This window comes from Streptomyces sp. PTY087I2 (genome assembly GCF_001687325.1).
GTDB lineage: Bacteria > Actinomycetota > Actinomycetes > Streptomycetales > Streptomycetaceae > Streptomyces.
In genome coordinates, this window is sequence record NZ_LZRD01000001.1 from 169,578 (window position 1) to 182,578 (window position 13,001).

Annotated in this window: 11 protein-coding genes; 7 read left to right on the top strand and 4 right to left on the bottom strand. The window is 71.9% G+C overall.

The window, feature by feature from the left end:
• Positions 1-69: 69 nt before the first annotated feature.
• Positions 70-2,133, bottom strand: coding sequence for a SpoIIE family protein phosphatase (locus tag A3Q37_RS00730; protein WP_065476010.1), 2,064 nt, complete (start codon positions 2,131-2,133; stop codon positions 70-72).
• A gap of 66 nt (positions 2,134-2,199) precedes the next feature.
• The gene (locus A3Q37_RS00735) at positions 2,200-3,297 is read right to left on the bottom strand and encodes a DUF6777 domain-containing protein (RefSeq protein ID WP_065476012.1); all 1,098 of its coding nucleotides are present in this window, start codon (positions 3,295-3,297) and stop codon (positions 2,200-2,202) included.
• Between the two features lie 172 nt (positions 3,298-3,469).
• Between A3Q37_RS00735 and A3Q37_RS00740 the strand changes: the two genes are divergently transcribed.
• Genes A3Q37_RS00740 through A3Q37_RS00750 form a run of 3 tightly spaced genes read left to right on the top strand, consistent with a single transcriptional unit; the run spans position 3,470 to position 6,360 of the window.
• The gene (locus tag A3Q37_RS00740; RefSeq protein ID WP_065476014.1) at positions 3,470-4,342 is read left to right on the top strand and encodes a YndJ family protein; all 873 of its coding nucleotides are present in this window, start codon (positions 3,470-3,472) and stop codon (positions 4,340-4,342) included.
• The gene (locus A3Q37_RS00745) at positions 4,339-4,851 is read left to right on the top strand and encodes a DUF1990 family protein (RefSeq protein WP_065476015.1); all 513 of its coding nucleotides are present in this window, start codon (positions 4,339-4,341) and stop codon (positions 4,849-4,851) included. Before A3Q37_RS00740 ends, A3Q37_RS00745 begins: the two co-directional genes overlap by 4 nt.
• A gap of 54 nt (positions 4,852-4,905) precedes the next feature.
• Positions 4,906-6,360 (top strand): lipase maturation factor family protein, encoded by a 1,455-nt coding sequence (locus A3Q37_RS00750; protein ID WP_065476018.1) that lies wholly within the window; start codon positions 4,906-4,908, stop codon positions 6,358-6,360.
• 12 nt (positions 6,361-6,372) lie between these two features.
• Here A3Q37_RS00750 and A3Q37_RS37045 read toward each other — a convergent pair whose 3' ends face one another.
• Together A3Q37_RS37045 and A3Q37_RS00755 are read right to left on the bottom strand one after the other, a co-directional pair.
• The gene (locus tag A3Q37_RS37045; protein WP_176711313.1) at positions 6,373-6,549 is read right to left on the bottom strand and encodes a hypothetical protein; all 177 of its coding nucleotides are present in this window, start codon (positions 6,547-6,549) and stop codon (positions 6,373-6,375) included.
• A gap of 358 nt (positions 6,550-6,907) precedes the next feature.
• The gene (locus A3Q37_RS00755) at positions 6,908-8,392 is read right to left on the bottom strand and encodes an SDR family NAD(P)-dependent oxidoreductase (RefSeq protein WP_065476019.1); all 1,485 of its coding nucleotides are present in this window, start codon (positions 8,390-8,392) and stop codon (positions 6,908-6,910) included.
• A 187-nt stretch (positions 8,393-8,579) separates the two neighbouring features.
• Here A3Q37_RS00755 and A3Q37_RS00760 point away from each other — a divergent pair, with 187 nt between their 5' ends.
• From A3Q37_RS00760 to A3Q37_RS00775, 4 genes are all read left to right on the top strand, one after another.
• A complete protein-coding gene (locus A3Q37_RS00760) occupies positions 8,580-9,476 on the top strand; it encodes an RNA polymerase sigma factor SigF (protein WP_065476020.1) in 897 nt (298 codons plus the stop codon).
• 204 nt (positions 9,477-9,680) lie between these two features.
• On the top strand, positions 9,681-10,916 hold the full coding sequence (locus A3Q37_RS00765) for a PP2C family protein-serine/threonine phosphatase (RefSeq protein ID WP_065476026.1): 1,236 nt from the start codon (positions 9,681-9,683) through the stop codon (positions 10,914-10,916).
• Positions 10,906-12,537, top strand: coding sequence for an ATP-binding protein (locus tag A3Q37_RS00770; RefSeq protein ID WP_065476032.1), 1,632 nt, complete (start codon positions 10,906-10,908; stop codon positions 12,535-12,537). The genes A3Q37_RS00765 and A3Q37_RS00770 overlap by 11 nt, the downstream gene beginning before the upstream one ends.
• On the top strand, positions 12,534-12,977 hold the full coding sequence (locus A3Q37_RS00775) for a response regulator (protein WP_065476035.1): 444 nt from the start codon (positions 12,534-12,536) through the stop codon (positions 12,975-12,977). The genes A3Q37_RS00770 and A3Q37_RS00775 overlap by 4 nt, the downstream gene beginning before the upstream one ends.
• The last annotated feature ends 24 nt before the right edge of the window (positions 12,978-13,001 follow it).

The window sequence follows — 13,001 nt, forward strand, 5'->3', positions numbered from 1 at the left end:
AGTCAATCGTTCGCGGTCGATTACGGTCAAGCACTGACATGTTACGTACTGTTACGCGCTCGTGCGGATTCAGCGGGTCGGGATGAGGAACTCGCACCACACGCATTTGCCGCTGCCCCGCGACTCCACGCCCCAGACGTCGGCCAGCCGGTCGACCAGCATCAGCCCGCGCCCCGACACCCCGTCCTCCCCCGCGTCGCGGCGCCGGGGCAGCGCGCTGGAGCGGTCCTCGACGTCGACGCGCAGCCGTCGTTCGGTTCCGGCGAGCACCCGGATGGTCACGATGGCCCCGCCGTCGGTGTGCATGAGCGCGTTGGTGATCAGCTCGTCGGCCGCGAGCTCGATCTCGTCGGCCCGGTCCTTCGCCCCCCAGGCCCGGACCGCGGCCCGGATCATGTGCCGGGCGGAGCTCAGCGCCTCGGGGTCGTTCTGGGCGACGTGCTGCTGGAGCCGGCCGCCCGGCTGCGGGGCGTGCGCGGCCCGGCGGCGCAGCAGCAGGACCGCGACATCGTCCTGGCCGCCGCGCCCGTCGACCGCGTCGCAGAGCTGGTCGGCCAGTTTCTGGAGGTCCTGGGGGCCGTTGGCGACGAGGGAGGTGAGCCGCTGCATGCCTTCGTCGAGGTCGGAGCCCGGCAGTTCGACAAGGCCGTCGGTGAACAGGATCATCGTCTGGCCGGGGTCCAGCTCGACCGTGGAGACCGGATACTCCAGCCGGCCGAACTCCGCCGAGAGGCCGAGCGGCAGACCGCCCTCGGACACCACGCGGCGGCAGCTCCCGTCCACGTCCCGCACCACCGGGTCCACATGCCCGGCGCGGACCACCTGCACGACCCCGGTGGTGAGGTCGACCTCGGCGTAGGTGCAGGTGGCGAAGCGGTCGGTGTCCAGTTCGTGCAGGAAGACGGAGGCGCGCGCCATGACCGTGGCGGGGCTGTGCCCTTCGGCGGCGTACGCGCGCAGCACGATCCTGAGCTGCCCCATGACGGCGGCGGCGTGGGTGTCGTGCCCCTGGACGTCCCCGATGACGGCGCCGACCCGGCCGCCGGGCAGCGGGATCAGGTCGTACCAGTCGCCGCCGATGTCCCGGCCGAGACGGGCCGAGCGGTAGCGGACGGCGACCTGCGCCCCGGGCACGGACGGGATGCGGCGCGGCAGCATGGCCTGCTGGAGGCCTTCGGCGAGGTCGTGCTCCTGTTCGTAGAGCATCGCGCGCTGGAGGCTCTGGGCGATCGACGTGCCGAGCGCCATCAGCAGATTGCGCTCGTCGGCGGTGAAGCCGGCCTTGTCCCGGTAGAGCAGGCCGAGCGCGCCGATCGGGCGGGCCTGGGCGATCAGCGGCATATAGGCGGCGGAGGTGATCCCGAGGTGGCTGATGTTGGGCCACAGGATCGGGTAGGAGGCGGCGAAGTCCTCGGCGGACTCGATGAAGCGCGGGGACAGCGTGCGGACGACTTCGCTCATCGGGTACTGCTCGTCCACCCGGGTGTACCGGGTGCCGGGGACGTACGCGCCTTCGGGTCCGTCGGCCACCAGGTGGATGCGACCGGATTCCAGCAGCCCCATGACGAGGCTGGTGGCTCCGAGGTGGGCGAGGCCCTGGGAGTTCTTGAGGACGGCGATGACGTCCTTGACCGTACGGGCGTGGGCCAGGGCGGCGGTGGTGCCCTCGACCAGGCTGGTGCGCTGGCGGCGCTCCTCGTCCAGTTCGCGGCGGGCGGTGGAGTCGGCCAGTTCCTGGGTGGCGTCGCGGACGATCCCGATGATGCGGCGCGGGCGTCCGGTCCCGTCCCGGCGGACGAAGCCCTGGGTGTGGGTCCAGCGCAGGGTGCCGTCGCGCCGCTGGATGCGGAAGTACGCGCCGTAGTTGGTGCGCCCGCTCTTCAGGGCGTGCGAGACCAGCCCGTCCAGGCGCTGGGCCTCGTCCGTCGGTACGCGCGGCGACAGTGAGGCCGGGCGGTCGTCGTATTCGTCCGGGGTCAGATCGAACACGTCGAGGGCGGTCCGGTCCATGTGCATGAGGCCGGTGTCAAGATCCCAGTCGAAGCTGCCCATTCGGTTCAGGGCGAGGCTGAGGTCCGGGTGGGCGGGCCAGTCGTCGGGGAGTGACAGGGCACCCGCTACCCGATCATCCATGTGGGCCACTCTGCCACCATTTTTCCGATTCCTCTTGTCCGATTCCGCCGCTCGGACGTCGACCGGTCAGCCGGCGAACACGTCGCCGAGATCCGCTTCCATGGGCTCGTCCGGCTCCGCCGGCCCGTCCGGACCGTCCGGCTCGGCCGGGAAGACCTGGGTCGGCTCCGGCACCACTTCCGGCTCGCCCTCCTCGTACTCCCACGGCTCCTCGGGCGGCGGGTCGCCGAAGTCGTCGGACGACTCGTCGGGTCCGGGGTCCGTCGGGACTTCCGGTTCGGAGGGGGCCGGGCCGGACGGGCTGGAGTCCGGGGACGGGGGCTCGGAGGGGCGGCCCGGGGACGGGAAGAGCAGGTCGGCGTCGGGCTCGAAGGGCGGCGGGTCGTCCGGGTCCCGGTCGCGGCCGCCGCTGTCGCCCATGGCCCGCTCGATCCAGGAGTTGTCGTCGGCGTTCACGATGATCAGGCTCGTGGCCGCCTTGACGCCGGGCTCGACGGCCACGATGCGCGCGGGGTCGTAGCCGGGCCAGCGCTCGCCCCGGTGGGCGACCTTCCCGTCGGCGACCACGGGCGGGCCCAGCGGGTTGCCGCAGGCGCAGCGGACCCGGGGCATGCCGCGGCTGTCGACCAGGACGGCGGTGCCCGCCTGGAGCACGGCCTGGAAGGCGGTGGCCGACCCGGCGCTGTAGCCGTGGTTGGTGACCTGGGAGTCGGCGCGCAGGACGACCGGGGTGAGGGACTTGAGATAGCCCGGGATCTGCACGGCCTCGATGCCGGCCGCCTCGGCGAAGGCTTTCGCCTTGGCCTTGTCGTCGGTCAGGAGGGTGGTCTGCTGCTCGACATCGCAGGCGGCGACCGATCGGGTGCCGCCGTAGAGGCCGGGGACGGCGCCGGAGACCGGATGGACCGTCCGGGTGGCGGAGGTCGGTTCGTCGTCCGGTGCTCCACTGGGGGACGGGGAGTCCGTGGCCCGTGCCGTGGACGCGGTGAAGGGTCCGGGGCCGGGGGACGCGAGCGGCTGGAGCAGGACGTCCCTGGCCTCCGCGGTACCCGTGGTGCCTTTCGCCGTACGGTCGCCGCCCTGGCCGCAGCCGGCGGCGGCGAGCACCACCCCGGCGGACAGCGCGGCGAGCGCGGTACGCCGGAAACGTCCTTGTGAGCGCACAGAGGTCTCCTGCCTGTCCCGGGGGATAAGGATCGGTGTCACCATCTGTGCCGCACCGGACACGGGCCCGCAAGCGGACGGATGCCCGCCACCCCAGTCTTGAACACGTTCAATTGATCGTCTACGCTCACAGCCAGAAGTTGAACACGTTCAAACCAGGGAGGGGGAAGTCATGTCCGCACTGGTCAATGCCATCGTCATGCTGGGCATGCTCGTCGTCGTGCCGGCGGGTCTGCGGCTGACCGGGCTGACGGAGCTGGAGCGGATCCGCCGGCTCTGGCCGCTCTTCGCCGCGCCGGGCGCGCTCGCCCTCTGGCTGCCGCGCGGCGCCACGGCCACCGCGCCGGCCTGCGTCTACGCCGCCGGGACCGTTCTGCTCGCCCTGCACGCCCCGCGCCGGGCGGCCCGCGTCCGGGACCTCACCCCGGCCCGGATCGCCCTGCTCACCGCCCTGGTCACCCCGGCCGTCGCCGCGACCGCCCTGGTCGCCGAGCGCTCGGGGCACGAGCTGTTCGGGTTCGACCTCGGCATCCTGGCGCTGACCGTGCCGCACTTCCACTTCGCCGGATTCGCCGCCGCCCTGATCGCCGGGCTGGTCTGCCGGGTCGCCGACGGCCCCGCGGGCCGCTTCGCCGCGCTGAGCGTGCCGCTGGGCACCCTGCTCGTCCTCGTCGGGTACTTCATCGGCGACTGGGCCGAACTCGCCGGGGCCGTCGTCCTGACGGCCGGGATGTGGACCGTGGGCCTGCTGACCTGGCGCATGGGGCACGAGGAGGGGCGGGACCGGACGACGCGGCTCCTGCTGCTCTCCTCCGCCGCCGTCCTGGTCGCGACGATGCTGCTCGCGCTGAGCTGGGCGCTCGGCGAGGCGACCGGACTCCCCCACCCCGACGTGACCTGGATGGCCGCCACCCATGGTCTGGGCAACGCGCTGGGCTTCGCGCTCTGCTCGCTGCTGGCCTGGCGGCGCATCCACACCGACGATGCCGCCCGCACCGAAGCCCGTACCGCCGCCCGCACCCACACCGAAGGCAGGACCGCATGAGCACCCTCACCTACCCGGAGGTCGGCGCGACCCGGCTCGGCCCGCTCCCCCGGGGCTACCACCACCTCCACCACCGCACCCGGGTCGGCCGGGGCGCGGCGGACTTCGAGGCCGCCGGCGCGGCGATAACCGAGTGGCGGATGCACCGGGCGTCGGGCGCCCGGGTGGAGGCCTCGGCCCGGCGCGCGGAGCCCGGCGGGGACGTCCGGGTCTCCCTGGGCCTGGGCCCGCTGCGCTTCACCGCCCCGTGCGAGGTGATCTGGACGGCGTACGGGGAGGACGGCCGCACCGGCTTCGGATACGGCACCCTGGCCGGGCATCCGGAGCGCGGCGAGGAGTGCTTCGTGGTGGATCTCGCGGACGACGGCACGGTGTGGTTCACCGTCCTGGCGTTCTCGCGCCCCGCCTCCTGGTACGCCCGGCTCGGCGGGCCGCTGGTGCCCGTCGTGCAGCACTGGTACGCGCGCAGGCTCGGCCGGACGCTCCGCCGGATCGTCGCCGCTGGCTGACGGACCCGGCCGGCTTCGGCCGGAAGGGCCCCGGGCCGTCCGATACTGGCAGGGATGGAATGGTTCACCGCGGACGGCTACTGGCTGAGCCGGCTGATCTTCCAGCGGGCCCTGGCCGTGGTTTATCTGGTCGCCTTCCTCTCCGCCGCCCTCCAGTTCCGGGCGCTGATCGGCGAGCGCGGCATGCTGCCCGTCCCCGAACTGCTGCGGCGCACCCCGTGGCGGGCCGCCCCGGGGCTCTTCCGGCTCCACTACTCGGACCGCTTCTTCGCCGCCGTCGCCTGGAGCGGCTGCGCCGTCTCGGTGGCGCTGATCGCCGGTCTCGACGGTCTGCTGCCGCTGTGGGGCGGGATGCTGCTCTGGGCGCTGCCATGGGTGCTGTATCTGTCGATCGTCCAGGTGGGTCAGGTCTGGTACGGGTTCGGCTGGGAGTCGCTGCTGCTGGAGACGGGGTTCCTGGCAATCTTCCTCGGCACCGGGGACACGGCCGCGCCCGTGCTGGTGCTGTGGCTGCTGCGGTGGCTGCTGTTCCGGGTGGAGTTCGGCGCGGGGCTGATCAAGATGCGCGGCGACGCGTGCTGGCGGCGGCTGACGTGTCTGGACTTCCACCATGAGACCCAGCCGATGCCGGGGCCGCTGAGCTGGTTCTTCCACCATCTGCCCCGGCCCGTGCACCGGGTGGAGGCGGCGGCCAACCATGTCACCCAGCTGCTGGTGCCCTTCCTGCTGTTCACCCCGCAGCCGGTGGCGAGCGCGGCGGCCGGGCTGATGGTCCTGACCCAGCTCTGGCTGGTCCTGTCGGGGAACTTCGCCTGGCTGAACTGGCTCACCATCGCGCTGGCGCTCTCGGTGATCGACTGGACTCCCCTGGCCGGGCCGCCGCCGGCCCAGGTCGCGCCGCCCCTCTGGTACGAGGTGGTCGTCATCGCCGTAACGGCTCTCGTGCTGGTGCTCAGCTACCGGCCGGCGCGCAATCTGCTCGCGCGGCGGCAGGCGATGAACCGGTCCTACGATCCGCTGCACCTGGTCAACACCTATGGCGCGTTCGGTTCGATCAGCCGGATGCGGCTGGAGGTCGTGGTGGAGGGCAGCGCCGATCCGGTGGCGCACGAGGGCGCCGAGTGGCGGGAGTACGGCTTCCGGGGCAAGCCCGGCGATCCGCGCAGGCTGCCGCGCCTGTTCGCCCCGTACCATCTGCGGCTCGACTGGATGATGTGGTTCGCGGCGCTCTCCCCCGTGTACGCCCGTTCCTGGTTCGGGCCGTTCGCCGACCGGCTGCTGGAGGGCGACCGGGACACGCTCCGGCTGCTCGGCCACAACCCGTTCCCCGACGGACCGCCCCGCCGGGTGCGCGCCCGGGTGTACCACTACCGGTTCACCGGGCTCCGGGAGCTGCGGACCACCGGATGCTGGTGGCACCGCACCTACGTCCGGGAATTCCTGCGGCCCGTCTCCCGGCCGCTGCCGCCGGAGCGGAGGGGCGGGGAGACGGGCCGCGGGACGCGCTAGAAGACCTCGGGGTCAGTCGATGCCGGGCAGGATGTGCGGCTCGGCGAGGTCGTCCTCGTACCCGGCGAGCCGGATCGGGGCGGACCTGGCCCAGACCTCGATGTTCCGCAGCTTCTCGGGGCTGCCGGGCCGGCCGGAGATCCGTTCGGCGGGGCGCTTTTCGCGTTCGGTCAGTTCCGGTGTCGTCACCGCGCACTCCTCTGTGTCGCGTCACCCAGGGCGTCGCCGACGCTCCGGCACCGATGCCGGAGCGCGACCGCCCCGAGCGGGGCAGGGATGGTGTTGTTCGGTCGCGGTGGCGCCGGTTCGGGGCGGAACAGCGGCCGGGTTTCCGACCGTGTCCCAGGACGGTCGAGGAACCTTCGTGGGCCCCTCGATGGCGTCCGTTCGCCCCAGCGTAACCAAATGAGCGCCGCCGCGCTCGATAGAACGTGTGCGGTAGGTCACTTTCGGCCACCGGGTACAGCGAAAACCCGGCCCAGGAATCATCCTGGGCCGGGTTCTCGGTCGCCGCGCGGAGACCGTCGGTCCGGTTGGGCCGTCGGGATTACCAGTTCGCCGGGGCGTAGTCCTTGAGGAAGCAGCCGTAGAGCGCCTCGCCGCCCTCGCCGCGCACGATCGGGTCGTAGACCCGGGCCGCCCCGTCGACCAGGTCGAGAGGGGCGTGGAAGCCCTCCTCGGCGAGGCGCATCTTGTCCGGGTGCGGGCGCTCGTCGGTGATCCAGCCGGTGTCCACGGCCGTCATCAGGATGCCGTCCTTCTCGAACATCTCCTGGGCGCTGGTGCGCGTCAGCATGTTGAGCGCGGCCTTGGCCATGTTGGTGTGCGGGTGGCCCGCACCCTTGTAGCCGCGGCTGAAGACACCCTCCATCGCCGAGACGTTGACGACGTACGCGTGCTTCGCGGCGGTCGCCGCCATCGCCGGGCGCAGCCGGCTGATCAGGATGAACGGGGCGGTGGAGTTGCAGAGCTGGACTTCGAGGAGCTCGATCGGCTCGACCTCGTCGACCGTCTGGATCCAGCTGTTGGTGTCGTGCAGGTCGGGGACGAGGCCGCCCGCGTCGATCGCGGTGCCCGCGGCGATCCGGGCCGGCGAGGCGGAGCCGGTGACCAGGGCGAGGTCGGTGACCTCCTGGGCGCTCAGGCCCTCCTTGCGGGCGGAGGGCAGGGCGGCGACCCGGTCGACCGAACCGCTGTTGAAGGTGCCGATGACCTCGGCGGCGGGCAGCTCGCCCGCCGGCAGCGGCGCCGACTCGGCGCCGACCAGCTCGCTGTAAGCCCCCGGGGAGCGGCGCACGGTCTGGGCGGCGTTGTTGATCAGGATGTCCAGCGGTCCTTCGGCGGCGACGGAGTCGGCCAGCGCGACGACCTGGGCCGGGTCGCGGAGGTCGATGCCGACGATCTTCAGCCGGTGGATCCACTCGTCGCTGTCCTCCATCGCCTTGAAGCGGCGGATCGCGTCGTTGGGGAAGCGGGTGGTGATGGTGGTGTGCGCGCCGTCGCGCAGCAGCCGCAGCGCGATGTACATGCCGATCTTCGCCCGGCCGCCGGTGAGCAGCGCCCGGCGTCCGGTCAGGTCCGTACGGGCGTCGCGGCGGGCGCGGTTCTCCTGGGCGCAGGGCTGGCAGAGCTGGTGGTAGAACGCGTCGACCTCGACGTAACGCGTCTTGCAGATGTAGCAGGACCTGGGGCGCTGGAGGATGCCCGCGATCTCGGCCGTGGCGGTGGAGGAGGGCAGCACGCCCTGCGTCTCGTCGTCGATGCGGTCGGCCGAGCCGGTCGCGGTGGCCTCGGTGACGGCCCGGTCGTGGGCGGTCTTCGCGGCGCGGCGCTCCTGGCGGCGGCGCTGCTTCACGGTGCGGTAGATCCCGGCGGTGGCGCGGCGGACGAGGATGGCGTCCGGGTGGTCCACCTCGATCTTGTCGAGCTCGTCGAGCACGCTCAGGCAGACGGCCAGCCGCTCCGGGTCGATTCCGGGACCGAACTCCTCGATTCCGGGAGCGAGCTCCGGGCTGTCCTCTGTCACCGTCATTGCCGTTCCTCTGTCATCTTCTCGCCGCGGGTCGTGGGTCACCGCAGGCCGAAACACCCCGCTCAAGTCTGCCATGCGCGGGCCACTGCTCCGTTCGGGCGAAGAAAGGCGGAAGAGGGCAGGCATGACTTCGCGGGGACGGGGCAGGCGACCGTCCGACACATTGGGCAGCAGGGAGGGTGACACCATGACGGCGATGTCAGCGCGAGCCACCGGAACGACGACGCCGCTGGGCGACGACCGTACCGGTGTGCGTACGGCGGACGTCCCCGGAGAGCTGCCCTGGGTCGAGGACGCCGGAAAGATCGCCCCGCAGGACGCCCGGGCCCTGTCGAAGATCTTCTTCGACCGGCTCCAGGTCCTGGAGGAGGGCACGCACGAGCACCAGTACGCGCGCAACACACTGATCGAGATGAACCTCTCCCTGGTGCGCTTCGCCGCGTCCCGGTTCCGCAACCGCGGCGGCGACGACACCGAGGACATCGTCCAGGTCGGCACGATCGGCCTGATCAAGGCGATCGACCGGTTCGACCTGTCCCGCGAGGTCGAGTTCGCCACCTTCGCCGTCCCCTACATCGTCGGGGAGATCAAGCGGTTCTTCCGCGACACCACCTGGTCGGTGCATGTGCCGCGGCGGCTCCAGGAGCTGCGGGTGGATCTCGCCAAGGCGAAGGAGCAGCTCTCCGCCCAGCTCGACCGCGACCCCACCGTCAAGGAGCTGGCCGCCCACCTCGATCTCCCCGAGGAGGAGATCATCGAGGGGCTCGTGGCCGCCAACGGCTACTCGGCCGGTTCGCTCGACACCCCGTCCGCGGACAGCGACTCCGGCCAGGAGCAGCGGGCGTACGCCGATGTCCTCGGTGAGGCGGATCCGGGCATGGAGACCGTCGAGAACCTGCACACCCTGGCCCCGCTGCTGGAGCAGCTCGACGACCGGGAGCGGCGGATCGTGCAGATGCGGTTCGGGGCGGAGATGACGCAGTCGCAGATCGGCGAGGAGCTGGGCGTGTCCCAGATGCATGTGTCGCGGCTGCTCAGCAGGATCGTCCAGCGGTTGCGCAAGGGGATGAGCGTCGAGGCGTGAGCCCGCGCGGACCTTCCGGGCTTCGCGCGCCGTGCGGCCGTCCGCCCTTCCGGGCGGGCGGCTTCGTGCCGTCGGCCCGGCGGCCGGGTCCACTGCGGGGCCGCGCTCGCCTATGCTTCCTGACGATCAGGCCGGACGAACCGCGCCGTCATACAAGGGGGTGGAGGGTTGACCGAGTCGCCCGTGGGCACTTCGCCGATTCCTGTGGGCATCTCCGGAATTCCCTCCCAGCAGGTAGGAGCGTCGCAACCCGCCGACGCCCCGCTGTGGAACCTGGACGCGTCGATCCTGCTCGTGGAGGACGACGCGGGTGACGCGCTGCTCGTCGAGGAGATGCTCACCGACAGCGAGCTGGACTCCGCCCTCACCTGGTGCAAGACCCTGGCCGAGGCACGCGCCTTCCTGAACGCCTCCACCGTCCCGGTCTGCGTCCTGCTCGATCTGCATCTTCCCGACGTCCACGGCCTGGACGCCGTACGTCAGATACTGGCGTCCGACAGCGACGCCGCGATCGTCGTCCTCACCGGCCTGGAGGAGTCCGGCACCGGGCTCCGCGCGGTCGCCGGAGGCGCCCAGGACTATCTGGTCAAGGGCCGCCTGGACCCCGAGGTGCTCGCGCGCGCGATCCGCTACGCCCTCCAGCGCAAGGAAGTGGAACGGGCCGCCGCGGCCCTGCGCGCCAACCGGCTGACCGCCCAGGAGAACGCCCGGCTGGAGCGCGGCCTGCTGCCCGTCCCGCTGCTGCGGGACGACCGCTTCCGGGCCCGCGCCCGCTATGAGCCGGGGCGTGTCCACGGGCTGCTGAGCGGTGACTTCTACGACGTCGTGCAGACCGCGGACGGCACGGTGCACGCGGTGATCGGCGATGTCTCCGGGCACGGGGCGGCCGAGGCGGCGCTCGGCGTGTGTCTGCGGGTGGCCTGGCGCACCGCCGTGCTGTGCGGTACGCCGCACCCCGAGCAGATCGCCCTGCTGGAGGAGATCCTGGTGGCCGAGCGCTCGGACTCGCATGTCTTCGCCACCGTCACCTCGCTGGCGTTCCCGCCGGAGCAGGGGCACGTACAGGTCCTGCGGGCCGGTCACCCGGGCCTGCTGCTGCGCCAGGGCACGGACGTCAGCTGGGTGGAGCCCCGGGGCGGTATGGCGCTCGGGCTGCTGCCGGGGGTGGGCCGATGGCCGACGGTGGACATCCCGCTGCCGCCCGGCGCGGGTCTGGTGCTCTTCACGGACGGGCTCTTCGAGGGGCGCGACGGGCCGGACAGCCGGCTCGGCGAGGAAGGGCTGCTGGCGATGGCACGGGCCAACGGACAGCTGCCGGCCCGCGCCTTCGTGGACGCCCTGGTGGCGGGAGCCGCCGAGGGGGCCGCGCCGTACGGCGGGCTCGCGGACGACGTGGCCGTACTGCACCTGGGCTGGGGATCGGACGACGATGAGCACTGACCACGCCGAGGGGATACCGGACGAGGGCATCGCCGCCCGGCTTTCGGTGCAGTCCTGGGTCCACCTGATACTCGGCGGCTTCGTGGTGGTCGTCTGCGGCTGCCTGGTGATCGGCGGCCTGGTGCTGTCCCGGATGTCGGAGCGCACCGACGAGCTGGTGGACCGTATCCAGCCGGCGCGGTCGGTCTCGTTCCAGCTCCAGAACGCCCTGCTCGACCAGGAGACGGGGGTCAGGGGGTTCGCCCTGACCGGTGACCGGTCCTTCCTGGAGCCGTACGAGGCCGGGAAGAGCGCCGAGCGGACGCGGCTGGCCCGGGCGCGGGAGCTGGTCGGCGACGACGAGCGGCTCGCGCAGGACCTGGACGCCATCGAGGCCGCCGCCGACCGGTGGCGGCAGGACAAGGCCGAGCCGTTGATCGCGGCCGTACGGGAGAGCGGTCCCAGCCGGTCCGGCACCACCGCGCAGCTCCAGAGCAGCAAGTCGGAGTTCGACACGCTGCGGCGCGCGTACACCGCCCAGCAGGAGCATCTGGCCGAGGCCCGTGACCGGGCCCGGGCCGACCTGAACGCCGCGCGCTCCACCCGCGACTGGGTAGTGGGCATCCTGCTCGGTGTTCTCGTGCTGACCATCGTGGCGCTGAGCGTGCTGCTCCACCGGGTGGTGGGCGTCCCGCTGAACCGGCTGCGCGCCGCGTCCGAGCAGGTCAGGTCGGGCGCCTTCGGCAAGCGGATCGAGATCAAGGGGCCGTCCGACGTGCAGGCCGTGGCCTGGGCGGTGGAGGACATGCGGCGGCGGCTGGCCGACGAGCTGGCCGAGGCGCAGAGCCGCGAGTCCCTGCTCGCGGAGCAGACGGAGGAGCTGCGCCGCTCCAACTCCGAGCTGGAGCAGTTCGCGTACGTCGCCTCGCACGACCTCCAGGAACCGCTGCGCAAGGTCGCCTCGTTCTGCCAGCTCCTGGAGAAGCGGTACGGGACGGAGCTGGACGACCGGGGCAAGCAGTACATCGCGTTCGCGGTGGACGGGGCGAAGCGGATGCAGGTCCTCATCAACGATCTGCTGACGTTCTCGCGGGTGGGCCGGGTGCAGGAGAGCTGGAAGCCGGTCGATCTGGGCCGCGCCCTGGACCGCGCCCTGGGCAACCTGGCCACGGCGGTCGAGGAGTCGGGGGCGAGTGTCGAGCGGCCCGAGGAGCTGCCGGAGCTCGTCGGGGACGCCACCGCCCTCACCATGGTCTGGCAGAACCTCGTGGGCAACGCCGTGAAGTTCCGCCGGGAGGGCGTCCCGTGCCGGATCACCGTCGACTGCGTGCGCGAGGGCGAGAACTGGCATCTGACCGTGTCCGACAACGGGATCGGGATCGCGCCCGAGTTCGCGGACAAGGTGTTCGTCATCTTCCAGCGGCTGCACGCCCGTGACGAGTACGACGGCACGGGCATCGGCCTCGCGCTCTGCCGCAAGATCATCGAGTTCCACGGTGGCCGGATCTGGCTGGAGCCCGAACCGGGCGAAGGCACCCGGATCCACTTCACCCTGCCCGTCGCGCCCGAGGCGCCCGCGCACACCACGGCGGAGCTGCTCGCTCCCGCCCTGCTCACCAGCCAGCCGGGAGACCCTTCGTGAACACCCCTGTCCAGCCCATCGAGGTCCTGCTCGTCGAGGACGACCCCGGCGACGAGCTGATGACCCGTGAGGCCTTCGAGGACAACAAGATCCGCAACACCCTGCATGTGGTGCGCGACGGCCAGGAGGCGCTGGACTTCCTCTACCGGCGCGGCGAGTACACCGAGGCCCCCCGCCCCGACCTGGTGCTGCTGGACCTGAACCTGCCCAAGTACGACGGCCGGCAGGTGCTGGAGCGGATCAAGGGCGACCCGGAGCTCTCCCTCATCCCGGTGGTGGTGCTCACCACGTCCTCGGCCGAGGAGGACATCCTGCGCAGCTACAAACTGCACGCCAACGCCTATGTGACGAAGCCGGTGGACCTCGACCAGTTCATCGCGGCGGTCCGCCAGATCGACGAGTTCTTCGTGACCGTGGTGCGGCTGCCCGGACGTGCGTAGGATCGGTCCGGATCTCCTGGAGTG